Source organism: Streptomyces sulphureus DSM 40104 (genome assembly GCF_000381025.1).
Classification (GTDB): domain Bacteria; phylum Actinomycetota; class Actinomycetes; order Streptomycetales; family Streptomycetaceae; genus Streptomyces; species Streptomyces sulphureus.
Genome location: NZ_KB905815.1, coordinates 387,814 through 410,218, shown reverse-complemented (window position 1 = coordinate 410,218; position 22,405 = coordinate 387,814). Strand labels below are relative to the sequence as shown.

Here is a 22,405-nt window from a genome sequence, read left to right as displayed (position 1 = left end):
ACGCAGGTGGGACGGAGCGGAAAGCCGTGCGGTTCCCGGCAGTTGGGGCGGCGCGCCTTCCGGAACGTCAGACGCCGTACCCCGACAGGCCGTCGACGACCCCGACCGAGCCGGCGGAGGCCCGGCTCCAGGGGGCTCCGACGGCTCCGGCTGCGGCCCCGGCGACCAGCCGCGGTGGCTCAGGGCCGCGGGGCCACTCCCTCGCCATCTGAGCGCAATCACCGAGGAGTTGCTCAAGCGACTCCGACCCTCCGGCCAGATGTACGGTTTTGGTTTTTTGCTCCATGGCGGAGACGTTACGCAGACCAAACCCGGTCCGGAAGGCCCTACTATCTGGTAGTTACGCCCTGTTCGAATCTGTGAGGGGAGGGGGTAGCGTTGTTTGCGGCCGCCATCCGTCTCTCAGGAGCAGATTTCGTGCGCATTGCAGTCACAGGTTCCATCGCTAACGACCACCTGATGACCTTCCCCGGGCGATTCTCCGACCAGCTGGTCGCCGACCAGCTCCACACGGTGTCGCTCTCCTTCCTCGTCGATCGCCTCGACATCCGGCGCGGCGGCGTGGGAGCCAACATCGCCTTCGGTATGGGCCAACTCGGCGCCCGCCCCATCCTCGTCGGAGCCGCAGGCGAGGACTTCGAGGACTACCGCGCCTGGCTCGACCGCCACGGTGTCGACACCAGCTCGGTGCACATCTCCGAGGTGCTGCACACCGCTCGGTTCGTCTGCACAACCGACTCCGAGCAGAACCAGATCGGCTCCTTCTACACCGGCGCGATGAGCGAAGCACGGCTCATCGAACTCTCCGGCGTCGCCGAACGCAACGGCGGCTTCGACCTCGTCTGCATCAGCGCCGACGACCCCGAGGCGATGGCGCGCCACACGGAGGAGTGCCGCACCCGCGACATCCCCTTCGCCGCCGACTTCTCGCAGCAGATCGCGCGCATGGACGGCGAGGAGATCCGCAACCTCACCGACGGCGCGACCTACCTCTTCTCCAACGAGTACGAGAAGGGCCTCATCGAGTCGAAGACCGGCTGGACCGACGCCGAGATCCTGGACAAGGTCGGCACCCGGGTCGTCACCCTCGGGGCGAAGGGCGTCAGGATCGAGCGCAAGGGCGAGGAGCCGATCGTCGTCGGCACGCCCAAGGAGGAGCGCAAGGCCGACCCGACGGGCGTCGGCGACGCCTTCCGCGCCGGCTTCCTCTCCGGCCTCTCCTGGGGCCTGCCCCTGGAGCGCTCGGCGCAGCTCGGCTGCATGCTCGCCACCCTGGTGATCGAGACCGTGGGCACCCAGGAGTACGAGCTCCACCGCGCCCACTTCCTCGACCGCTTCACCAAGGCGTACGGCCATGACGCGGCCTCCGAGATCGAGTCGCTGCTGAAGTGACGCCTCCGGGCCGCTGCCACTCGGCGGCCCGGCGGCCCGCACGTCGACAGGCCCGCGCCGCGGGGGAGTTCACTCCGCGCGCGGGCCCGTGCGCCTGACGCGGAAGCCGTTCCCCTCGCTACCGAGGTACTCGTGCCCCGTCATCTCGCACCAGGCGGGGATGTCCAGCCGCGCGGCCTCGTCGTCGGCGAGCACGGTCACGACGCCGCCCGTCGGCACTTCGCCGATCACCTTCGCCAGCTCGATCACCGGCACGGGGCAGTACGTCCCCAGCGCGTCCACCGTGACCGCGTCCCCCCGCACCCCCGAAAGTGCGGGTGCGGCAGCGGCGTCGGAAACGCCGAGCTGCTCCCGTACGCTCCGCACGGCGCGGGGGAGGACGTCGAGGAAGCGCTCGACGTCGCCCGATGCGGTACCGGGCGGCAGCGAGACGCGGACGTTGCCCTCCGAGAGCACCCCCATCGCACGGAGCACGTGGCTCGGGGTCAGCGTGCTCGACGTGCAGGAGGAACCGGAGGAGACGCTGAAGTCCTGCCGGTCGAGCGCGTGGAGCAGGGCCTCGCCCTCGACGTAGAGACAGGAGAAGGTGACGATGTGCGGAAGCCGGTGGACCGCATCGCCCACCACCTCGGCGTCGGGGACGAGTTGGGGAACCCGCGCCCGCACCCGCTCGACGAGTCCGCGCAGCCGCTCCGCCTCCGCCTCGGCCTGCTCGCGGACGGCACGCAACGAGGCGGCGGCCGCAACGATCGCCGGCAGATCCTCGAACCCCGGCGCCCTGCCCCGCTCCCGCTCGTCGGCGGGCCCGGGCGGCGAGAACCGCACCCCCTTGCGCACCGCGAGCAGCCCGACGCCGGGCGGCCCGCCCCACTTGTGCGCGCTGCCCGTCAGCACCGACCAACCACCGGGCGCACGGCCCCATGGCAGCGACTGCGCCGCGTCGACCAGCAGCGGGACCTCCGCGCGTGCGCACTCCTCGGCCACTTCGGCCACCGGTTGCACCGTGCCCACCTCGTGGTTGGCCGACTGGAGGCACGCCAGGGCCGTACCGGGGCGCAGGGCAGCGCCGAACTCGCCCGCGTCCACCCGCCCTGCGCGATCCACGCTCACCTCCTCGACGGTCCCGCCCTCCTGTTGGAGTGCCTCGCCGGCGTGGAGGACCGAGGAGTGCTCGACGGCGGAGACGACCATCCGACGACCCGCCCTGCGCCGCCCGGCGAGCACGCCGGCGATGCCGGTGTGGACGGCTCGGGTTCCCGAGGAGGTGAAGGAGAGTTCGTCGGGCCGGCAGCCGATCGCCTCGGCCGCCGTCTCGCGCGCGGTGTCGAGGAGGAGTCTGGCCCTTCGGCCTTCGCGGTGCGGGCGGGCCGGGTCGGCCCATCCCTCGTCGAGTGCGGCGAGCAGGGCCTGGCGTGCGACGGGGTGGAGCGGGAGGGCCGAGGCGGCGTCGAAGTAGGGCACGCGGGCACGATATTCCGCGCGGTGCGGCGTGTGCACGGAGTCGTCGAAGACGCACAAGTACCCTGCGGGGACAGGACGATGGGGCCTTGCGGGACATCCGGTGCGGCGTCAGTTCGCACAAGGTCCCAGTCCCGCCACCCCATTGGGGTGGCGGGCGGCGCGTTGAGCACCCTCCCCGCACGGCCCCAAAACTCGTCCAGTAGGGTTTGGTCCGCATAAACATCCAAACCCTGCCTGCGCCTGGGCCGGCACTCGACCACCTGTGAGGACCGAGCCCAAACCACGCGGGCGAGACTCTCGGGAAGGCGCTACGTGAGTCCCAACGGCTCCGACCGCTCGTCGCGGCGCCCGATGCGGCGGAAGCTGCACCTGGCGTTGGCCGCGGGCCTGGTCCTGGCGACCGCGACAGGTTGCACATACAAGGACTATCCCCGCCTCGGCATGCCCTCTCCGATCACGGAGGAGGCGCCACGCATCCTTTCGCTGTGGCAGGGCTCCTGGTTTGCGGCCCTCGCCGTGGGCGTGCTGGTCTGGGGCCTGATCCTGTGGAGCGCCTTCTTCCACCGGCGCTCGCGCACCAAGGTGGAGGTACCTCCGCAGACCCGGTACAACCTGCCGCTCGAGGCGTTGTACACCGTGGTCCCCATCCTCATCGTCGGTGTGCTCTTCTACTTCACGGCACGCGACGAGTCCAAGCTCATCGAGACCTCCGACAAGCCGGACCACGTCGTCAACGTGGTCGCCTACCAGTGGAGCTGGGGCTTCAACTACATTGCCGACGTGGACGGCGACAAGTCGTCCGACAACACCTCGGACAAGGAACTCGACGCCATCCCCGACCGGATGGTGAAGAGCTTCCCCGAGGGCGCCGAGGGCGTCTACGACGTCGGCACCCCCGGCGAGCGGAACCCCCAGAACAACGACCCGGGCCCGACACTCTGGCTGCCCAAGGGCGAGAAGGTCCAGTTCGTCCTGACCTCCCGTGATGTCATCCACTCCTTCTGGGTGGTGCCTTTCCTCATGAAGCAGGACGTCATCCCGGGCCACGTCAACCGGTTCGAGGTCACCCCCGACAAGGAGGGCACTTACAAGGGCAAGTGCTCCGAACTCTGCGGCGCCGATCACTCCAGGATGCTTTTCAACGTGAAGATCGTCTCCCCGGAGCGCTACCAGAAGCATCTGGAGGATCTGGCGGACAAGGGCCAGACCGGCTACATCCCGGCGGGCACCGCCACCACGGGCGATGCCAAGAATGCGGAGACGAATAACCCGTGAGCATCCTCAACGAACCCCAGGGTGCCGCCGCAGCGACGGACGAGGGCGCGCCAGCCCGACCCCGTAAGCGGCCCGGCAACATCGTGGTCTCCTGGCTGACCACCACGGACCACAAGACGATCGGGACCCTTTACCTGGTCACGTCGTTCATCTTCTTCTGCGTCGGCGGCGTGCTGGCGCTCTTCATGCGCGCCGAACTTGCTCGCCCCGGCACGCAGATCATGTCGAACGAGCAGTTCAACCAGGCGTTCACCATGCACGGCACGATCATGCTGCTGATGTTCGCCACCCCGCTCTTCAACGGCTTCGCCAACTGGATCATGCCGCTGCAGATCGGGTCGCCCGACGTCGCCTTCCCGCGGCTCAACATGTTCGCGTACTGGCTGTACCTCTTCGGTTCGGTCATCGCGGTCGGCGGCTTCCTCACCCCCCAAGGCGCGGCGGACTTCGGCTGGTTCGCCTACTCGCCGCTCTCGGACGCGGTGCGCTCGCCCGGTATGGGCGCCGACATGTGGATCATGGGCCTCGCGCTCTCCGGCTTCGGTACGATCCTCGGTTCGGTCAACTTCATCACCACGATCATCTGCATGCGCGCCCCCGGCATGACGATGTTCCGAATGCCGATCTTCACCTGGAACGTCCTGCTCACCGGTGTGCTCGTGCTGCTCGCCTTCCCGGTGCTCGCCGCCGCGCTCTTCGCGCTGGAAGCGGACAGAAAATTCGGGGCGAACATCTTCGACGCCTCCAACGGCGGCGCCTTGTTGTGGCAGCACCTCTTCTGGTTCTTCGGGCATCCCGAGGTCTACATCATCGCCCTGCCGTTCTTCGGCATCGTCTCCGAAGTGATCCCGGTCTTCAGCCGGAAGCCGATGTTCGGCTACATCGGGCTGATTGCGGCGACCATCGCGATCGCGGGCCTCTCGGTGACGGTCTGGGCGCACCACATGTACGTCACAGGCGGAGTACTCCTACCGTTCTTCTCCTTCATGACGTTCCTCATCGCGGTGCCGACGGGTGTGAAGTTCTTCAACTGGATCGGCACGATGTGGAAGGGGTCGCTGAGTTTCGAGACGCCGATGCTCTGGACGGTCGGTTTCCTCGTGACCTTCCTCTTCGGCGGGCTCACGGGCGTCATCCTCGCCTCGCCCCCGCTCGACTTCCACGTCTCGGACTCCTACTTCGTCGTCGCGCACTTCCACTACGTGGTCTTCGGCACCGTCGTCTTCGCGATGTTCGCCGGATTCCACTTCTGGTGGCCGAAGTTCACGGGGAAGATGCTCGACGAGCGCCTCGGCAAGATTACTTTCTGGACGCTCTTCGTCGGCTTCCACGGCACCTTCCTCGTCCAGCACTGGCTGGGTGCCGAGGGCATGCCGCGCCGGTACTCGGACTACCTCGCGGCCGACGGCTTCACCGCGCTCAACACCGTCTCGACGATCAGTTCGTTCCTGCTCGGCCTCTCGATGCTGCCGTTCTTCTACAACGTCTGGAAGACGGCGAAGCACGGGAAGAAGGTCGAGGTCGACGACCCCTGGGGCTACGGGCGTTCGCTGGAGTGGGCGACCTCCTGCCCGCCCCCGCGGCACAACTTCACGTCGCTGCCGCGTATCCGTTCCGAATCCCCGGCGTTCGACCTGCACCACCCCGAGATCGCCGCACTCGACGAGCTCGGTGAGCCCGGGGACGACAAAGCCCTCGCCGGCAGCAAGGAGGCCGGGAAGTGAAGATCCAGGGCACGCTCTTCCTGTGGCTCTCCCTCTTTCTCCTGGCGGTAGCCGCCACCTACGGCCTCTGGTCGAAGGAGCCCGTCGGCACGACGGCTCTCTTCCTCGCCTTCGGCCTGGCGCTGATGATCGGCTTCTACCTGGTGTTCACCGCACGCAGGGTCGACGCGGGAGCGCAGGACAACAAGGAGGCGGACGTCGCGGACGACGCCGGCGAACTGGGCTTCTTCAGCCCGCAGAGCTGGCAGCCGCTCTCCCTCGGCCTCGGCGGCGCCTTCGCCTTCCTGGGCGTCGCGATCGGCTGGTGGTTGGTCTTCGTCTCCGCGCCGCTGCTGCTGATCGGCCTCTTCGGCTGGGTCTTCGAGTACTACCACGGTGTGAACCGCACCCAGTAGCACGCAGAGCAGCCCCGCAGGGCTTTTGGCAAGGGTCGGCCCCCGGACACTCCGGGGGCCGACCCGTTTGCAGGCATCCGACGGGCCGGAGCTGACCACCGCTCACATCATGGCCGTATGACTCACTGCTCGGACAGAACCAAGCGCCGGATAACCACCGGCTGCGCGCTGCTGATGGCCCCTCTCACCGCCGCCGGGCTCGCCGCCTGCTCGTCCGGCGGAGGCAAGGACCCGCTCGCGGGGAGTCCCTACCAGGCGGGCGACGGCGTCGCCGTCAACGCGGTGGGGAGCGGAGGCACACTCGACCCGGACAAGCCGCTGGAGGTCACGGCGAAGGACGGCGGCGACGCCCTCACCGACGTCCTCGCCACCGACGTGGCCGGCAGGGCTCTGCGGGGCGAGCTCTCCGCCGACGGGCAGCGCTGGCGGAGCACCAGCCCGCTGGCGGCCGGGGTGCGGTACACCGTCAGCATCAGCACGGAGAACGGGGAGGGCGCACCAGGGCGCCGCGTCCTCCACTTCGAGACCAAGCCGGCGGGGAAAAAGCTCACCGTCGCCTTCGGACCCAAGCAGGGGAGGTACGGGGTCGGCCAGCCGATCACGGCGGAGCTGAGCCACCGGGTGAAGAGCCCGGCCCAACGCGACCTGGTGGAGCGCGCGTTGAAGGTGCGCACGAAGCCGTGGACCGAGGGCGCCTGGCACTGGGTCGACGGCAAGGAGCTGCACTACCGCCCCCGCGACTACTGGCCGGCGCACGCCACCGTGCGCGTCCACTCCGCGCTGGAGGGCCTGAAGGTCCGCAAGGGCCTCTACGGCGGCTCCTCCAAGCCGCTCTCCATGAGCACGGGCGACCGCGTCGAGGCCGTCGCGGACGCGGGCTCGCTGGAGATGAAGTTCAAGAAGAACGGCAAGGTCGTCAAGTCCTTCCCGATAACGACAGGGAAGTCCGGCTTCGAGACGAGGAACGGAATCAAGGTCGTGCTCGGCCGCGAATCCTTCGTACGGATGACGAGCGGCAGCATAGGCATAGCCGCGGGCAGCTCCGACTCGTACGACCTGCCGGTGCACTGGGCGACCCGGCTCACCAACAGCGGCGAGTACGTGCACGGAGCCCCGTGGTCGACAGGGGACCAGGGCGTCTCCAACGTCAGCCACGGCTGCACCGGGATGAGCACCGAGGACGCCCGGTGGTTCTTCGACAACGTCCGCCAGGGCGACCTCGTCGAGCACGTCAACACCGCGGGGGAGGACATGGCCCCGTTCGGCAACGGCTTCGGTGACTGGAACATGGAGTGGAAGGACTGGGTCAAGGGCAGCGCTGTGCAGAACGAGGCCCAACAGGGCGGCGCCCAGGGCGGAACCGCGAGGCTGCGGCCGCAGGTGTGAGGGCGCGGGGAACGACGGAGCGGGTGCTGCCGCCCGCGCAGACCGACGGGGCGCCGGGCCGTCCGTAACACGGCCCGGCGCCCCTGTACGTGCGGCCAGGGGCCCGGCTCAGACGCCGGTCAGGGCCCCTCCCGGCCGTGGCTGGCCGAGCAGCCCGGCGAGGGACGAGGCGACGGCGGCCGGGTCGAGCGGGTGCGAGACGACGGCCTCGGCGCGGCTCCACGTCGCAAGCCAGGCGTCCTGCGGACGGCCGATGAGCAGCAGCACGGGCGGGCACTCGTAGATCTCGTCCTTGATCTGGCGGCAGACGCCCATGCCTCCTGCGGGGGAGGTCTCGCCGTCGAGGACGCAGGCGTCGACGCCGCCTTCTTCCAGCGCGCTCAGCAGCGCGGGCAGGGTGGCGCACTCCAGGTACTCGATGGTGGGTGCGTCGGCTGCCGGCTTCCTTCCGGCGGCAAGCCGCACCTGCTCGCGGGTGTTGGCGTCGTCGCTGTAGACCAGCACCGTGGCGGTCGGCTGCATCGTTCCTCCGCTTCCGTCGGGGGAGTTCACTCCGGCTGGCCCGGATGCTACTCCCTCCGACGCCCCGTCAACACCGGTTAGCACACCCGGTTGACGCGGGCGTGCGGCCGTTATCGGAGCAGCGCACAAGGCACGGACACACCGAACGGGACCCCGGGAGTGAGGGCGGGATAAGCGACCGACATAATGTCGATCGTGGCGACAGCAACAGCAGTAGAAACCGGGCACGCGCACCCGTCGGTCAACCGGCCGAACCTCACCAGTGTCGGAACCATCATCTGGCTGAGTTCCGAGCTGATGTTCTTCGCGGCCCTCTTCGCGATGTACTTCACCCTGCGATCGGTGACCGGCGCCGAGTTCTGGAAGGAGCACGCAAGTGAGCTGAACCTTCCCTTCTCGGCGACGAACACCACGATCCTGGTGCTCTCTTCGCTCGCCTGCCAGCTCGGCGTCTTCGCTGCCGAGCGCGGTGACGTGAAGAAGCTCAGGACGTGGTTCATCGTCACCTTCGTGATGGGTGCCATCTTCATCGGAGGCCAGGTCTTCGAGTACACCGAGCTCGTGATGGAGGGGACGACGATCTCCTCCGACCCGTACGGCTCGGCGTTCTACCTCACCACCGGCTTCCACGGTATCCACGTGGCGTGCGGCCTCATGGCGTTTCTGTTCGTACTGGGGCGCACCTACGCGGCGAGGCGGTTCACGCATCAGCAGGCCACCGCGGCCATCGTCGTGTCCTACTACTGGCACTTCGTCGATGTGGTCTGGATCGGCCTTTTCGCCACGATTTACCTGATCCAGTAGTTGATCGGGCGGCGGCTCCGCAGCGTCTCCGCGGTGTCGCACGACAGATGGACTTTAAGCAAGCATCGACGCAGAAGATCCTGACACCGGGGTAATCCGTGAAAAAGCTCTCCGCACGACGGCGCCATCCGCTGGCGGCGTTCGTCGTCCTACTCTTCGCGCTGGCGGTCACCGGGGGGCTGTACACCGCGTTCGCCCCCTCGGGCGAGGCCAAGGCCGACCAGGAGTCGAGTCAGTCCCTCGCCATCGAGGAGGGCAAGAAGCTCTACGACGTCGGTTGCTCCAGCTGCCACGGAACCGGCGGCCAGGGCACGACCGACGGTCCCAGCCTCGTCGGCGTCGGTGCGGCGGCCGTCGACTTCCAGGTCGGTACCGGTCGTATGCCGATGCAGCAGCAGGGCGCGCAGGCACCGTCGAAGCCGAAGATCTACGAGCAGAGCGAGATCGACCAGCTCGCCTCGTACGTCGCTTCGCTGGGCAGCGGCCCGAGCATGCCGACCAAGGAGCAGTACGACCCGAGCGGTGCCGATGTCGCCAACGGCGGTGAGCTCTTCCGCACCAACTGCGCGCAGTGCCACAACTTCACGGGCCAGGGCGGTGCCCTGACCCACGGCAAGACCGCGCCGAACCTCGAGGGCGTCGAACCGAAGCACATCTACGAGGCCATGCAGACGGGCCCGCAGAACATGCCTTCCTTCACCGACGGTGCGCTGCCGGAGAAGGACAAGAAGGACATCGTCGCTTACGTCAAGGAAGCCAACGGCGAGAAGTCCGAGAGCCCGGGTGGCTTCGCGCTCGGCGGCTTCGGCCCCGTCAGCGAGGGCATGTTCGCCTGGGTCTTCGGCATGGGTGTGCTGGTGGGTGTGGCTGTCTGGGTCGCCGCGCGGACAGCAAAGGCCAAGAAGTCATGAGTAGCCAGGGACCGGACGAGAACGTGTCAGAAGACAAGCAGCCGGAGGAGCGCCGCTCCGGTGTAGAGCGCGCGGGCGGGGGTGGCGCCCCCGACCCGTTCGCAGACCCGGGACTGCCGCCCCACGAACCCCGCATCCAGGACATCGACGAGGGGGCCGCCAAGCGGTCCGAGCGGGCGGTGGCGCTGCTCTTCGCCATCTCGATGCTGGCCACCGTCGCGTTCATCGCGTCCTACGTGGCCTTCCCGATCGACAAGATCGTTTACGTGTGGCCGATCGGCCGTGTCAGCGCGCTCAACCTCTCGCTCGGCGTGACGCTGGGCATCGCGCTCTTCTGCATCGGCGCCGGTGCGGTGCACTGGGCTCGTACGCTCATGTCCGACCAGGAGATGATCGACGAGCGGCACTCGGTCGCCGCCGAGCCCGAGATGGAGGCGAAGGTCAAGAGCGACTTCGTCCAGGGCGCCAAGGAGTCCGGCTTCGGACGGCGCAAGCTGATCCGGAACACGATGTTCGGCGCGGTGGCCCTCGTGCCGCTCTCCGGCGTGGTGCTGCTGCGGGACCTCGGCCCGCTGCCTGAGAACAAGCTGCGCCACACGCTGTGGTCCAAGGGCAAGTTGCTGGTGAACGAGAACACCAACCAGCCGCTGCGTCCCGAGGACATCTCGGTCGGTTCGCTCACCTTCGCCAAGCCGGAGGGCTTGGAGGAGGACGACCACGACTTCCACAGCGAGATCGCCAAGGCTTCGCTGATGCTCGTCCGGCTGGAGCCGAACGACATCAAGGACAAGCGGGAGCTCGACTGGTCCCACGAGGGGATCGTCGCCTACTCCAAGATCTGCACGCACGTCGGCTGCCCCGTGAGCCTCTACGAGCAGCAGACCCACCACGTGTTGTGCCCCTGCCACCAGTCGACCTTCGACCTGACCGACGGTGCGCGAGTGCTCTTCGGGCCCGCGGGACACCCGCTCCCGCAGCTGAAGATCAGCGTCAACAAGGACGGCTACCTCGAAGCGCAGGACGACTTCCAGGAGCCCGTCGGCCCGTCCTTCTGGGAGCGCGGATGAGTAACGCAACGGATACCGCACAGAAGAAGAAGGCACCCGCGGGCGAGCGGGTCGCCGACTGGGCGGACGGCCGGCTGGGGATCTACACCCTCGCCAAGGCCAACATGCGCAAGATCTTCCCGGACCACTGGTCCTTCATGCTGGGCGAGGTCGCGCTCTACAGCTTCATCATCATCATCCTGACCGGCGTCTACCTGACGCTGTTCTTCACGCCGAGCATGGGCGAGATCGAGTACCACGGCAGCTACGTGCCCATGCAGGGCATCAAGATGTCGGAGGCGTACGCGTCGACGCTCGACATCAGCTTCGACGTGCGCGGCGGTCTGCTGATGCGGCAGATCCACCACTGGGCGGCGCTGCTCTTCCTCGCGGCGATGTTCGTGCACATGATGCGCGTCTTCTTCACGGGTGCGTTCCGCAAGCCGCGCGAGATCAACTGGCTCTTCGGCTTCCTGCTGTTCGTGCTCGGCATGTTCACCGGGTTCACCGGTTACTCGCTCCCCGACGACCTGCTCTCCGGCACCGGCGTCCGGTTCATGGAGGGCGCGATCCTCTCGGTGCCGATCGTCGGCAGCTACCTGTCGATGTTCCTCTTCGGCGGGGAGTTCCCGGGCCACGACGTCATTCCACGATTCTTCGCGGTGCACGTCCTCCTGCTACCGGGCATCATGCTGGCGCTGTTGGTGGCCCACCTGATCCTGGTCTTCTACCACAAGCACACGCAGTTCGCGGGTCCCGGACGGAACAACAGGAACGTCGTCGGGATGCCGCTGCTGCCGGTGTACATGGCGAAGGCCGGAGGGTTCTTCTTCCTCGTCTTCGGCGTGATCGCGGTGATCTCCGCGGTCTTCACGATCAACCCGATCTGGGTGCTGGGGCCTTATCGACCGGATCAAGTCTCCACCAACGCCCAACCCGACTGGTACATGGGCTTCTCGGAGGGGCTGATCCGGGCGATGCCCGGCTGGGAGATCAACCTGTGGGGGCACACGCTCGCACTGGGGGTCTTCGTCCCGCTGATCATCTTCCCGATGGTGCTGGCGGCGATCGCGGTCTACCCGTTCATCGAGTCCTGGGTCACCGGGGACAAGCGGGAGCACCACATCGCGCAGCGCCCGCGGAACGCGCCGACCCGTACCGGTTTCGGTGCGGCGTGGATCAGTTGGTACTTCGTCCTTCTCGTCGGCGGCGGCAACGACCTCTGGGCGACGCACTTCCACCTCTCGATCAACTCGATCACGTGGTTCGTGCGCATCGGGTTCTTCGTCGTCCCACTCGTCGTGTTCTGGTGCACCCGGCGCATCTGTCTCGGACTGCAGCGCAGGGACCGGGAGAAGGTGCTCCACGGGCGCGAGTCCGGCATCATCAAGCGGCTGCCGCACGGTGAGTTCGTCGAGGTGCACGAGCCGCTCACGCAGGACGAGCTGCACACGCTCACCGCGCACGAGCAGTACCAGCCGCGCGAGATCGGCCCGCAGACCGACGACAACGGCGTCGAGCGCAAGGTGGGCAGGGTGGAGAAGCTGCGGGCGCGGCTCTCCAAGGGGTACTACGGCGAGCAGGCGCAGATCCCCAAGCCGTCCGCATCCGAGTACGAGGAGATCACCAGCGGCCACGGCCACCACTGAGATCTCCCGCTGTCGCCGCGCAGGGCCCCGGAGTTCGTCTCCGGGGCCCTGCGCGTGTGCGGCACGTCCGCAGTGCGGGCGCGGCACGGGGCGCGGGCGGCTGTCGATAAGGTGGGGACGCCCGCGAGCTGCGGGCCCACCACGGACGAACGCCAGGAGTGATCCCCATGTGCGCTGCTACACCCGCCGGAGGCGACACCGCGGCGGCGCACAGCTGGCCGGACCTCCTCGGCACCCTCCTCACCGGTGGCGACCTCACCGCGGACGCGTCCGCGTGGGCGATGGACCGCATCATGTCCGGGGAGGCGAGCGACGCGCAGATCGCCGGCTTCGCGGTCGCGCTGCGGGCCAAGGGCGAGACGGTCGAGGAGATCTCGGGGCTGGTCCGCGCCATGTACGCGCACGCGCTCACCATCGACGTGCCGGGGCCCGCGCTTGACATCGTGGGCACGGGCGGCGACCGCGCCCGTACGGTGAACATCTCGACGATGTCCTCGATCGTCGTCGCCGGCACCGGTGCCCGCGTCGTCAAGCACGGCAACCGTGCGGCCTCCAGCGCCTCCGGCGCCTCGGACGTCCTGGAGAAGCTCGGCGTCAACCTGGAGTTGAGCCCGCGCAGGGTGGCCGAGGTCGCCGAGGAGGCGGGGATCACCTTCTGCTTCGCGGTGCGCTTCCACCCGTCGCTGCGCCATGTGGCGAGCGCGCGCAGGGAGTTGGGCGTGCCCACGCCGTTCAACTTCCTCGGCCCTCTCACCAACCCGGCGCGGGTGACCGCGCAGGCGACGGGCGTCGCCGACGCGCGGATGGCACCGATCCTCGCGGGGGTGCTCGCGGAGCGCGGTTCGTCGGCGCTCGTCTTCCGCGGTGACGACGGGCTCGACGAACTCACCACGACGTCCACGTCGACCGTGTGGCTCGTCCGCGACGGCGAGGTGCGGAGCGAGTCCTTCGATCCGCGGGACGTCGGTATCGCCCGCGTCCCCGTGGAGGCGCTCCGCGGTGCCGACCCCGCGTACAACGCGGACGTCGCGAGGCGGTTGCTCGAAGGCGAGCACGGTCCCGTGCGCGATGCCGTCCTCCTCAACTCCGCTGCGGCACTCGCCGCTTTGGAGCCGACCGAGGAGCCGTTGACGGTGCGGATCACGGCCGGATTGGCGAAGGCGGCCGAGTCGATCGACTCGGGTGCGGCGCGCGCCGCGCTGGAGCGCTGGATCGCCGCCAGCACGCGCTGACAACGCCGCCGGACCGGGCCCCCGCGCGGGGCCCGGTCCGCGTGGTGAGAAGGGCGGTGCCGCGGTGCACCACGGTGTGCCATAATCCCGGCAGGTCACGAGTGACAGCGTCGACGGGCCCCGGCCCGCTGTCCGGCAACCCTCCTTCCGTGGCGGGGTGCCCCGGGTGATGACCAGGCCGTCGGCAAGCAGGGCCGTCGGCAAGCGCGGATCTCTTGCCAGGGGTCCCTGGTCCTTCGAGGAGCCACCCATGAGCCGGCGAATGCGGTAGGGCGTACGCCCCTTCTCCGAGCCACCGTCCACGGGCCGCCTCGGCCCACGGCGCGGCCGTCGTCGCGCCGGCCCCCGCCGCTCTCGGCCGGGGTCGCCTCACACGGAGCTCGCCGCACCGGAGCGCGCGGTCGAGCCGATCCGCCTTGTCACCAGGGGAGTTGCGCCATGCCCATACCCACCCATGTCCCGGCCCGCCCGTTCGAAGAGCACGCGCCGCTGCCCGTCCTCGGCGACGACGTGCACGTACCGCTGCGCGACGGCGGGTCGGTGCCGTACGCCGCGCTCGACGTCGCCGCGAGCGCCCCCGCGCTCCGGCGAGTGTGGGACGACGTGGCGGCGTTCGCCCCGTACTACGGCAGCGTCCACCGGGGGGCGGGGTACCTCTCGCAGCTCTCCAGCGAGGCGTACGAACGCAGCCGCGCCACCGTCGCGGCGTTCCTCGGCTGCCGTCCGGACGACGCACTCGTCCTCACCCGCTCCACCACCGACTCGATGAACCTGCTCGCCGCCGCACTCCCGAGCGGCACAAGGGTGTTCGTCTTCGAAAGCGAGCACCACGCCTCGCTGCTGTGCTGGCGCGACCATCCCACGACCGTTCTGCCGGCGCCCCGCTCGCCTGCCGAGGCCGTGGCCTCGCTGGAGGGGGCGCTCGCCGACGCCGCCGAAGGACCGCGGCTCGTCTGCGTGACGGGCGCCTCCAACGTGACGGGGGAGGTGTGGCCCGTGGAGCGCCTCGCCGCCGTCGCGCGCAGGTACGGTGCGCGGACCGTCGTCGACGCGGCGCAGCTCGCGCCGCACCGGCGGGTGGACGTGGCCGGATGGGGCGTCGACTGGGTGGCGCTCTCCGGGCACAAGCTCTACGCGCCGTTCGGGGCAGGGGTGTTGGCGGGGCGGGCCGACTGGCTGGAGGAGGCCGAGCCGTACCTCGCGGGGGGAGGTGCGAGCAGCGCGGTGGAGCGCACGGCCGACGGCCGGCTCGACGTCGCGTGGCGCTCGGGCGCGGCCCGCCACGAGGCCGGGTCGCCCAACGTGCTCGGCACCGTGGCGCTCGCTTCGGCGTGCACGGCGTTCACCGAGGCGGGGCGCGAGCGGTTGGCGGCGCGTGAGGAGCGGCTGCTCAACCTGATGCGTACGGGACTCGAGGCGGTGCCGGGTGTCTCGGTGCTGTCGCTCTTCGGGCCGGAGGCGGACCGGGTGGCCGTCGTCTCCTTCACGGTGCGCGGCCTGCCGGCCGCCCACGTCGCGGCGGAGCTCGCCGGGCGGTACGGCATCGGGGTGCGTGACGGCTTCTTCTGCGCGCATCCACTGGTGCGGGCGCTGCTGGAGGAGGAGGGGCCCGCCGGGTGCGGGGACGGCGGCGGCGCCGTGCGGGCGAGTTTCGGTGCGGGGACGCCTGCCGAGCACGTCGAGCGGTTGGTGCGTGCCGTGGGGGAGTTGGCGCGCTGAGTCGTCGGGAGGCTCAGGAATCGAGGCCGATGGCGAAGGCGGCCTCCAGGTCGTGCTGCGAGTAGGTGCGGAAGGCGATGTGCGTCTCGGTGGACTCGACACCCGGCACTTTGCTGATCCGTCCCGGGATGACGTCGGCGAGGTCGTCGTGGCGGGCGACGCGGACCATCGCGATCAGGTCGTGCGCACCGGTCACCGAGAAGACCTCGCTGACGCCGTCCAGCGCCGCGATCTGTTCGGCGATCTCGGGGATGCGTTCGGTGCTGGTCTTGATGAGCACGATCGAGGTGATCACGGCTGGGTCTCTCCCTTGGACGCCGGGGCTGGCCCGGTCACTCTAGCTCGCCGGCAGGAGGCCCAGGCGGCCAGGAACCCCAGGGTGAACCCCGCCACATGAGCGAGGTACGCGACCCCCGGGCCCTCGGCGTCCTGCCGCACCGCGAGCCACTGGAGCGTCACCCAGAACGGCAGCACCAGCCAGGCGGGGAAGCGCAGCGGCAGGAAGAGGAGGAAGGGGAAGATGCTGGTGACGCGGGCGCGGGGGAAGAGGTAGAGGAACGCGCCGAGGAGCCCCGAGATCGCGCCCGAGGCCCCGACGAGGGACTCGGCGGAGCCGGCGTGCGCGGCGGCGTAGCAGAGCATCGCCGCGTAGCCGACGCACAGGTAGAAGAGCGCGAACGGCAGGGCGCCGAGCCGCTGTTCGACCATCCCGCCGAAGACGTAGAGGAAGAGCAGGTTGCCGAGCAGGTGCAGCCAGTTGCCGTGGAGGAAGAGCGCGCTGAGCGGGGTGAGGAACTGGCGGAGCCCGCCGCGCCAGAGCGCCTCCGGCACCACGCCCCAGCGGTGGAAGTACGCGGCCTGCGCGTGCCGTACGGCCTCGCCCGTCCCGTAGACGTGGAGGAAGCCGGAGGCAGGGCCGAGGAGGAAGAGGAGGAAGCAGGCGAGGAGCAACGCGTAGGTGAGCAGCGGGCGGTGGGGCCCGGGCTCCTCGCCGGGCGCGTCCGGCGGCCCTGCTGTGTCGGATGTGCGAGGTGTGCCGTGGTTGTCCGCTGACTCGTCCATGGGCGGGATCATGACGGCTCGACTACGGGGCAGGCTCCTCGACACACGCCGCAACCGGCAGGCCGTAGGGTTGACGGAAGGCGCTGCTGCGCCTCCGTACCTCCTGACCGCGCGGAACCGGCGTGCTCGCCGCCGGTTCGAACGGCCCGGCGGACCGTAGGGACCGTGAGGCAGCGTCGCCTTGCGGTGCGGAACGTTCCGAGGAATGAGGGAGACATGGCGGTTCCCACGCCCACGACGGAAACCCGCTGGCGCTGCACCCTGTGCGGCAATCTGACGAGGTTCGACGTCACGCGCTCCAGCAAGGTGGTGGAGTACGTCCACCTGGACCTCGCCGGTGCGGCGAACGTCGAGGAGCAGGATGTCCTCAGTGAGAACATCGAGTCGGTCCGCTGTCGCTGGTGCAACACCGTCGACGAGGTGGAGCTGGTGGACCGACCAGGCGCGGGCGGCTGACGGACGGCGGTGTTGAGCGGTGGAGGACACGACGGGCGACGGCGCCGAGCCGTCGGCCGGGGATGAGCAGCCGGCGGCCGAAGGGCTGGACCGGCCGCTCGCCGAGCGGGTGCGGCGCAGAGTCGTCGCGCTGACGGGCGAGGTCCTCGGCGGGCTCCGCCCGGCCGAACTCCCCGCCGCACTGCGCCCGTACGCCCGGTTCACCCCGCAGCGCCGGACCAAGTTCGGTGCCAACGCGATGGCCGCGTCGCTGGAGAGCGACGCGGCCTTCCGCTCCCGGATCGCGGCCCGGCTCAGGGAGCGGTTCGGGGAGCTGGCGGACTCCGTCGAGCAGGGCACTCCGCCGCCGGCCGCCGATCCGGTCGACGTCGCGGCGCTGGCGTACGTGCTTCGCCCTGCGGGCTGGTCGAAGCTCGTCACCGCGGCGGGCGAGGAGGCGCAGCGGGCGCAGGCCGAGCACGAGGAGGACCGGACGCAGCGCGAACTCGTACGGCTGCGCGAGGAGTTGGAGCAGGCGCGCACCGCCGCGCGGGCCGCGACCGAGCGGCAGCGCACCGAGGTCGAGGCGGCGCGCAAGGAGACCGAAGCGGTGCGCAGGAAGCTGCGCTCGGCGCAGAGCGACGTCAAGCGCGGCGAGGCGGCCGTGCGGAAGCTCCGCGAGGAGCTGGAGGCGGCGCGCGAGTCGGCGGCCGGCGAGCAGGCGGCGGCCGAGAGCGAGGCACGGCGGCTGCGGGCGCGGCTCGCCGAGGCGGAGTCGGCGTTGGAGTCCGGGCGGCGGGCGGCCCGCGAGGGGCGCAGCGTGGAGGACATGCGGGTGCGGCTGCTCCTCGACACGGTGCTCGACGCCGCTCGGGGGCTGCGGCGCGAACTCGCCCTGCCGCCGGTCGAGTCGAGGCCGGCCGAGACGGTCGACGCGGTCGAGCCGGGGAGGCTCTCCCCGAAGGAGGTGTCGGCGCGGGCGCTCGCCGCGACCGATCCCGCCCTCCTCGACCAGCTATTGGAGCTGCCGCAGGCGCACCTCGTCGTCGACGGCTACAACGTCACCAAGTCGGGTTACCCCTCGCTGCCGCTGGAGAAGCAGCGGTTGCGGCTGCTCGGTGGGCTCGCGGGGCTCGCGGCGCAGTCGGGCGCCGAGGTCACGTGCGTCTTCGACGGTGCGGAGCTGCTCGCGCCCGTGCTGCTGGCGCCGCCGCGCGGGGTGCGGGTGCTCTTCTCCAAACCGGGGGAGACGGCGGACGAGTTGATCCGTCGACTGGTGCGTGCCGAGCCGCCGGGGCGGCCGGTCGTGGTCGTCTCCTCCGATCGGGAGGTCGCCGACGGGTGCGCGGCAGCGGGTGCGCGTCCCGTCGCCTCGGCGCTGTTGCTCAACCGACTGCAGCGGAGTTGAGGGGGTTGTGGCCAACCCGGTCCGCACGTGTGGGGATTGGGACACCGTCGGATGGGCATGAGGTGAAAAGACGGCTGTGGCGGGCGAGTTCGTCGGCGGAGCGTGACGCTCCCATCGCTGCGCGTGGGATGTGAGTAAAGAATTCCGTGGCGCCACAGGTTTTTTCCCAGGGGATTTGATCCGATCAGTTTGGCGTGGCTAGTGTCTGGCCTCGAACCTTCGCTCGGTTGATCACCTATCCGGGGTGACAGCGGAGGCCCGCCTAGTTCCGCACGCCGCACTGGTCCTCCCAGCGGGGCGCCGCGGAGCCGGAGTTGACCGACCGGCAGGCGGCTGAGGAAGAAGGAGCTCGCCCCAGTGGCGTCCCACCGTCGTCCCAAGCAGCCGAGCCGCGCACGCATGAGCGTCTTCACCGTGTCCGCGGCAGCAGCCGTGGCCGCTCTCACCTCCCAGGCCGCACACGCAGACCCGCAGGCGTCGAAGAAGGACGTCAAGGCGAAGGTCGACAAGCTCTACGAAGAGGCCGAGGGCGCCACCGAGAAGTACAACGGCGCCAAGGACAAGCAGAAGAAGCTCCAGAAGCAGGTCGAGAACCTCCAGGACGGCGTCGCACGCGGCCAGGAGGAGCTCAACGAGATGCGGGAAGGCCTCGGTTCGATGGCCACGGCGCAGTACCGCTCCGGCGGCGTCGACCCGTCCGTGCAGCTTTTCCTCTCCTCCGACCCGGACAACTACCTCGACCGGGCCGCCACGATGGACCAGCTCACCAGCAAGCAGGCCGAGGCGCTCAAGAAGGTCCAGGGCAAGCAGCGTTCGCTCGCGCAGCAGCGCTCCGAGGCGTCCGACAAGCTCAAGGACCTCGCCGACACCCGCAAGGAGCTCGGCAACAAGAAGCAGAAGATCCAGGGCAAGCTCTCCAAGGCGCAGTCGCTCCTCAACACCCTCACCGCCGAGGAGAGGGAGCGGATGGCGGAGAAGCAGGAGCGCGCCGACCGCGCCTCCAGCGATCGCGTCGACCTCGGCAACGACTCCTCGTCCTCCTCGCGCGCCGGCGCCGCGCTGAGCGCCGCCAAGGGCAAGATCGGTTCGCCGTACGTCTGGGGCGCGACCGGGCCCAGCTCCTTCGACTGCTCCGGGCTGACCTCCTGGGCGTACCAGCAGGCCGGCGTCTCGCTGCCGCGCACCTCCCAGGCCCAGGCCAACGCGGGCAGCCGGCTCGGGCAGAACGAACTCGCCCCGGGCGACCTCGTCTTCTTCTACGACGACCTGCACCACGTCGGCCTCTACGCCGGCAACGGGCAGATCCTCCACGCTCCGAAGCCCGGCGCGAACGTCCGCTTCGAGTCGATCAACAACATGCCGTTCATGTTCGGCGCCCGCGTCTGATCCGACGCCCTCGTACGGCGCAAGGGCCGGTCTCTCCGGCGCCTCGGCTTGCTCAACAGGCCCTGGTGTCGCAGGAGATCGGCCCCTTTTCGTTCTTCCGGGTGAAAGCGGGGGAGGGGTGTCGGCGCCGGTGGTGCCCTGGTGACCTGCGGGAGGCGGCAGTTGGATGCGAGATGTCCCGATCTCCGCACCCGCCGCGCTTCTTGGACCGACTGTCACTACGCGGCTACATTCTGCTGGCGCAGTTCGCCCAGCAGGAAGGGACACGTCCCGAAGTGGCATCCCACAGGTCTCCCCGACGCAGCAGCGGCCGGCCCTGGCAGAGTCCGGCCTTCCGTGCCACCGTGCTCTCCGCGGCAGCCGGCGCCACGGCCGTGCTCGGCCAAGCGCCCGCAGGCGCGGAGCCGGCCGACGAAGCCTCCCGTGCCTCCGTCTCCTCGCGGGTGGACGGCCTCTACGCCCAGGCGGAGAAGGCGACCGAGAGGTACAACGCGGTGGCCGAGCGCGCCGGTTCGCTCCGCGAGCAGGTCGAGCACGCCCAGGACCGGGTCGCACGCGGCCAGGCGAAGGTGAACAGGATGCGCGGGGGGCTCGCCGCCGTGGCAGGCGCCCAGTACCGCTCGGGCGGCGTCGATCCGGCCCTGATGCTCATGCTCAGCAGCGACCCGGACACCTACCTCGACCGCGCCGCCGTCCTCGACCGCATCGGCAGCCGCCAGGCGACCGGGCTCGGGCAGCTCCAGCGCGCCCAGCGCGCCCTCGACCAGCAGCGCACCGAGGCCAAGGGCAAGTTGGGCCGCCTTCGCTCGGAGCAGCGCGAGCTGAAGAAGCGCAAGGCAGGGGTGCAGCACAAGCTCGCCGAGGCGCGGCGGCTGCTCGAGAAGCTGACCCCGAAAGAACGGGCCGAGCGAGAGCGCGGCTCCCGCGCGGGCGACCGGGCGCAGGCAGGCGAGGCGGGCGGCGGCAAGGCGTCCTCGGCGCACGCCGCTTCGGCCGTCTCCGCGGTCAAGTCGGCGCTGGGCTCGCCCTATTCGTGGGGCGCCACGGGGCCGAGCTCCTTCGACTGCTCAGGGCTCATGCAGTGGGCGTACTCGCAGGCGGGCGTCTCGATCCCGCGCACCTCGCAGGCGCAGCGCTCCGCCGGCCGCCAGGTGCCGCTCTCCCAGGCGAAGCCGGGTGACCTGGTGCTCTACCGCTCCGATGCGAGCCACGTGGGCATGTACGTCGGCAACGGCCAGGTGGTCCACGCGCCCCATCCGGGAGCTGCCGTCCGCTTCGACCCCGTCGGCATGATGCCGGTCTCCTCGGTGACGCGGCCGTGAGCGGCGAGGGCGCGGAGCCTCCCGTGCGCGGCGGCCCACACCCGGAAGGGCGGCGCGGGGGACGCATCCGAAGGCCCGTACGATCGCCGGGTGGACGGAGGTGCGGACGCGCGGGTGCGCAGGTTGATCTGCGGCGTCGCTGTCCTCGCCGTACTCCTGGGGTTCGCTGCTGCCGACTCCCCGCCGACGGTGGCGCTCCGGCAGCTCCAGCGCGTACTCGACCGCCAGTCGGAGGCCCTCTTCGAAGGTGACGAGCGCGCCTACCTCGCCACCTTCGCGCCCGGGGCGAGGAGCACGCCCCGGATGGCCTTCCGCAACCTGACGCGGCTGCCGCTCACCGACTGGCGGCTGCGGCTCGTCGACGCCGCGCCCTCGGGCCGGGGCGGGTACACCGCCCGTGCCGTGCTCCACCAGCGGCTGCGCGGCTGGGACGGCGGCGCCTCGCGCACGGTGGAGCGGCTGGAGTTCCGCCGCACGGCGGGCGGTTGGGCGCTCGCCGGGAGCGCGGGCGGCGGCATCTGGACGCAGGGCGAGGTGGTCCAGGAGCGGGGCGCGCGCAGCCTCGTGCTCGGCGTCGGAAGGCCCGCGGCAGAGCTGCGGGAGCTGGCCGCGGCGGCGGACCGCGCCGTCGCGGAGGCGGAGAGGTACTGGCCGCGCGGGTGGCAGCGCCGGGTCGTCCTCGAAGTGCCGAGCGGGCTGGACGGGATGGGCCGCCTCCTCGGCTCCGAGCCCGAACTCCTGCGCGGCGTCGCCGCCGTGACGACGGGCGAGACACGAGGCGCGGAGGAGCCGCCCGACCGCATCGTCGTCAACCCCGAGGAGTACGGGCAACTCAGCGAAGGGGGCAGGGAGTTCGTCGTGGCGCACGAGACCGTGCACATCGCCGCGCGCGACGAGACGCACCCGGGTACGCCGATGTGGCTCTCCGAGGGCCTCGCCGACTGGGTGGCCCACCGCGCTGCCGGTACCCCGCCCCGCGCGGCGGCCCCCGAACTCGCCCGCGCCGTCGGCGAGGGCCGCGCCCCGCACCGCCTGCCCACCGACGCCGACTTCCGCTTCGACGCCGGCGCGGAGACGCTCGCGCACGCGTACGAAGGCGCCTGGCTCGCCTGCCGCCTGCTCGCCGAGCGGTACGGCGCGGAGCGCCTCCTCGCCGTCCACGCCGCGTCCGGGCACGGCGCGGGACGGGCGCTGAAGGACCAACTCGCGCTCTCCGAAGCAAAGTTCACCGCCGAGTGGCGGGCGTACGTGGCGCGCGTCCTCGGGTAGCCCCGTG

Annotated in this window: 20 protein-coding genes and 1 riboswitch; of the genes, 16 read left to right on the top strand and 4 right to left on the bottom strand. The window is 70.2% G+C overall.

Annotated features, from left to right (window positions below; translation table 11 throughout):
* Positions 1 to 417 precede the first annotated feature (417 nt).
* On the top strand, positions 418 to 1,392 hold the full coding sequence (locus F603_RS0109900; RefSeq protein WP_026328291.1) for a carbohydrate kinase family protein: 975 nt from the start codon (positions 418 to 420) through the stop codon (positions 1,390 to 1,392).
* A gap of 69 nt (positions 1,393 to 1,461) precedes the next feature.
* On the opposite strand, the gene F603_RS0109895 is transcribed toward F603_RS0109900, so the two are convergent.
* Positions 1,462 to 2,853 carry a cysteine desulfurase/sulfurtransferase TusA family protein gene (locus F603_RS0109895; protein WP_026328290.1) on the bottom strand — a complete coding sequence of 464 codons (1,392 nt, stop codon included), beginning with the start codon at positions 2,851 to 2,853 and terminating at the stop codon, positions 1,462 to 1,464.
* A 312-nt stretch (positions 2,854 to 3,165) separates the two neighbouring features.
* Here F603_RS0109895 and ctaC point away from each other — a divergent pair, with 312 nt between their 5' ends.
* The 4 genes from ctaC to F603_RS0109875 all read left to right on the top strand — a co-directional run bounded on the left by ctaC (position 3,166) and on the right by F603_RS0109875 (position 7,633).
* Complete coding sequence (gene ctaC / locus F603_RS0109890) at positions 3,166 to 4,128, top strand: aa3-type cytochrome oxidase subunit II (RefSeq protein WP_019545848.1); 963 nt, start codon at positions 3,166 to 3,168, stop codon at positions 4,126 to 4,128.
* Entirely contained in the window at positions 4,125 to 5,852 is a 1,728-nt protein-coding gene (ctaD, locus tag F603_RS0109885; protein ID WP_019545847.1) for an aa3-type cytochrome oxidase subunit I, read from the top strand. The genes ctaC and ctaD overlap by 4 nt, the downstream gene beginning before the upstream one ends.
* Positions 5,849 to 6,247 carry a cytochrome c oxidase subunit 4 gene (locus F603_RS0109880; RefSeq protein ID WP_019545846.1) on the top strand — a complete coding sequence of 133 codons (399 nt, stop codon included), beginning with the start codon at positions 5,849 to 5,851 and terminating at the stop codon, positions 6,245 to 6,247. Before ctaD ends, F603_RS0109880 begins: the two co-directional genes overlap by 4 nt.
* Positions 6,248 to 6,421: 174 nt before the next feature.
* Positions 6,422 to 7,633, top strand: coding sequence for an Ig-like domain-containing protein (locus F603_RS0109875; RefSeq protein WP_019545845.1), 1,212 nt, complete (start codon positions 6,422 to 6,424; stop codon positions 7,631 to 7,633).
* Positions 7,634 to 7,741: 108 nt separating this feature from the next.
* On the opposite strand, the gene F603_RS0109870 is transcribed toward F603_RS0109875, so the two are convergent.
* Entirely contained in the window at positions 7,742 to 8,155 is a 414-nt protein-coding gene (locus F603_RS0109870; RefSeq protein ID WP_019545844.1) for a response regulator transcription factor, read from the bottom strand.
* A gap of 186 nt (positions 8,156 to 8,341) precedes the next feature.
* On the opposite strand from F603_RS0109870, the gene ctaE reads away from it, so the two are divergent.
* From ctaE to F603_RS0109840, 6 genes are all read left to right on the top strand, one after another.
* On the top strand, positions 8,342 to 8,959 hold the full coding sequence (gene ctaE, locus F603_RS0109865; protein ID WP_019545843.1) for an aa3-type cytochrome oxidase subunit III: 618 nt from the start codon (positions 8,342 to 8,344) through the stop codon (positions 8,957 to 8,959).
* Between the two features lie 98 nt (positions 8,960 to 9,057).
* On the top strand, positions 9,058 to 9,870 hold the full coding sequence (gene qcrC, locus F603_RS0109860) for a cytochrome bc1 complex diheme cytochrome c subunit (RefSeq protein ID WP_016906925.1): 813 nt from the start codon (positions 9,058 to 9,060) through the stop codon (positions 9,868 to 9,870).
* Entirely contained in the window at positions 9,867 to 10,937 is a 1,071-nt protein-coding gene (qcrA, locus tag F603_RS0109855; RefSeq protein WP_026328288.1) for a cytochrome bc1 complex Rieske iron-sulfur subunit, read from the top strand. Before qcrC ends, qcrA begins: the two co-directional genes overlap by 4 nt.
* Complete coding sequence (qcrB, locus tag F603_RS0109850; RefSeq protein ID WP_019545841.1) at positions 10,934 to 12,565, top strand: cytochrome bc1 complex cytochrome b subunit; 1,632 nt, start codon at positions 10,934 to 10,936, stop codon at positions 12,563 to 12,565. The genes qcrA and qcrB overlap by 4 nt, the downstream gene beginning before the upstream one ends.
* A gap of 167 nt (positions 12,566 to 12,732) precedes the next feature.
* Complete coding sequence (gene trpD, locus F603_RS0109845) at positions 12,733 to 13,797, top strand: anthranilate phosphoribosyltransferase (RefSeq protein WP_019545840.1); 1,065 nt, start codon at positions 12,733 to 12,735, stop codon at positions 13,795 to 13,797.
* Between the two features lie 93 nt (positions 13,798 to 13,890).
* Positions 13,891 to 14,010: riboswitch (SAM riboswitch) on the top strand.
* A 225-nt stretch (positions 14,011 to 14,235) separates the two neighbouring features.
* Positions 14,236 to 15,516 carry an aminotransferase class V-fold PLP-dependent enzyme gene (locus F603_RS0109840; RefSeq protein ID WP_019545839.1) on the top strand — a complete coding sequence of 427 codons (1,281 nt, stop codon included), beginning with the start codon at positions 14,236 to 14,238 and terminating at the stop codon, positions 15,514 to 15,516.
* A gap of 13 nt (positions 15,517 to 15,529) precedes the next feature.
* Here F603_RS0109840 and F603_RS0109835 read toward each other — a convergent pair whose 3' ends face one another.
* Positions 15,530 to 15,811, bottom strand: a complete 282-nt coding sequence (locus F603_RS0109835) for an Lrp/AsnC family transcriptional regulator (RefSeq protein ID WP_016906930.1) — start codon at positions 15,809 to 15,811, stop codon at positions 15,530 to 15,532.
* Positions 15,808 to 16,590 carry a rhomboid family intramembrane serine protease gene (locus F603_RS0109830; protein WP_019545838.1) on the bottom strand — a complete coding sequence of 261 codons (783 nt, stop codon included), beginning with the start codon at positions 16,588 to 16,590 and terminating at the stop codon, positions 15,808 to 15,810. Before F603_RS0109830 ends, F603_RS0109835 begins: the two co-directional genes overlap by 4 nt.
* Positions 16,591 to 16,794: 204 nt before the next feature.
* On the opposite strand from F603_RS0109830, the gene F603_RS0109825 reads away from it, so the two are divergent.
* From F603_RS0109825 to F603_RS0109805, 5 genes are all read left to right on the top strand, one after another.
* A complete protein-coding gene (locus F603_RS0109825; RefSeq protein WP_019545837.1) occupies positions 16,795 to 17,034 on the top strand; it encodes a hypothetical protein in 240 nt (79 codons plus the stop codon).
* A 19-nt stretch (positions 17,035 to 17,053) separates the two neighbouring features.
* Positions 17,054 to 18,421: an NYN domain-containing protein gene (locus F603_RS0109820; protein ID WP_019545836.1), complete on the top strand. Its 1,368-nt coding sequence runs from the start codon at positions 17,054 to 17,056 to the stop codon at positions 18,419 to 18,421.
* Positions 18,422 to 18,778: 357 nt separating this feature from the next.
* The gene (locus tag F603_RS0109815; RefSeq protein WP_026328287.1) at positions 18,779 to 19,807 is read left to right on the top strand and encodes a C40 family peptidase; all 1,029 of its coding nucleotides are present in this window, start codon (positions 18,779 to 18,781) and stop codon (positions 19,805 to 19,807) included.
* A 344-nt stretch (positions 19,808 to 20,151) separates the two neighbouring features.
* Positions 20,152 to 21,129 (top strand): C40 family peptidase, encoded by a 978-nt coding sequence (locus F603_RS0109810; RefSeq protein ID WP_019545834.1) that lies wholly within the window; start codon positions 20,152 to 20,154, stop codon positions 21,127 to 21,129.
* 90 nt (positions 21,130 to 21,219) lie between these two features.
* Complete coding sequence (locus F603_RS0109805) at positions 21,220 to 22,398, top strand: hypothetical protein (protein WP_019545833.1); 1,179 nt, start codon at positions 21,220 to 21,222, stop codon at positions 22,396 to 22,398.
* The last annotated feature ends 7 nt before the right edge of the window (positions 22,399 to 22,405 follow it).

What these genes read in the sequence shown, in the direction of transcription:
- F603_RS0109875 (WP_019545845.1), top strand. Translation starts at nt 6,422, where the DNA reads ATGGCCCCTCTCACCGCCGCCGGGCTCGCCGCCTGCTCGTCCGGCGGA.
- F603_RS0109870 (WP_019545844.1), bottom strand. Translation starts at nt 8,155, where the DNA reads ATGCAGCCGACCGCCACGGTGCTGGTCTACAGCGACGACGCCAACACC.
- ctaE (WP_019545843.1), top strand. Translation starts at nt 8,342, where the DNA reads ATGTCGATCGTGGCGACAGCAACAGCAGTAGAAACCGGGCACGCGCAC.
- qcrA (WP_026328288.1), top strand. Translation starts at nt 9,867, where the DNA reads ATGAGTAGCCAGGGACCGGACGAGAACGTGTCAGAAGACAAGCAGCCG.
- qcrB (WP_019545841.1), top strand. Translation starts at nt 10,934, where the DNA reads ATGAGTAACGCAACGGATACCGCACAGAAGAAGAAGGCACCCGCGGGC.
- trpD (WP_019545840.1), top strand. Translation starts at nt 12,733, where the DNA reads ATGTGCGCTGCTACACCCGCCGGAGGCGACACCGCGGCGGCGCACAGC.
- F603_RS0109840 (WP_019545839.1), top strand. Translation starts at nt 14,236, where the DNA reads ATGCCCATACCCACCCATGTCCCGGCCCGCCCGTTCGAAGAGCACGCG.
- F603_RS0109830 (WP_019545838.1), bottom strand. Translation starts at nt 16,590, where the DNA reads ATGATCCCGCCCATGGACGAGTCAGCGGACAACCACGGCACACCTCGC.
- F603_RS0109825 (WP_019545837.1), top strand. Translation starts at nt 16,795, where the DNA reads ATGGCGGTTCCCACGCCCACGACGGAAACCCGCTGGCGCTGCACCCTG.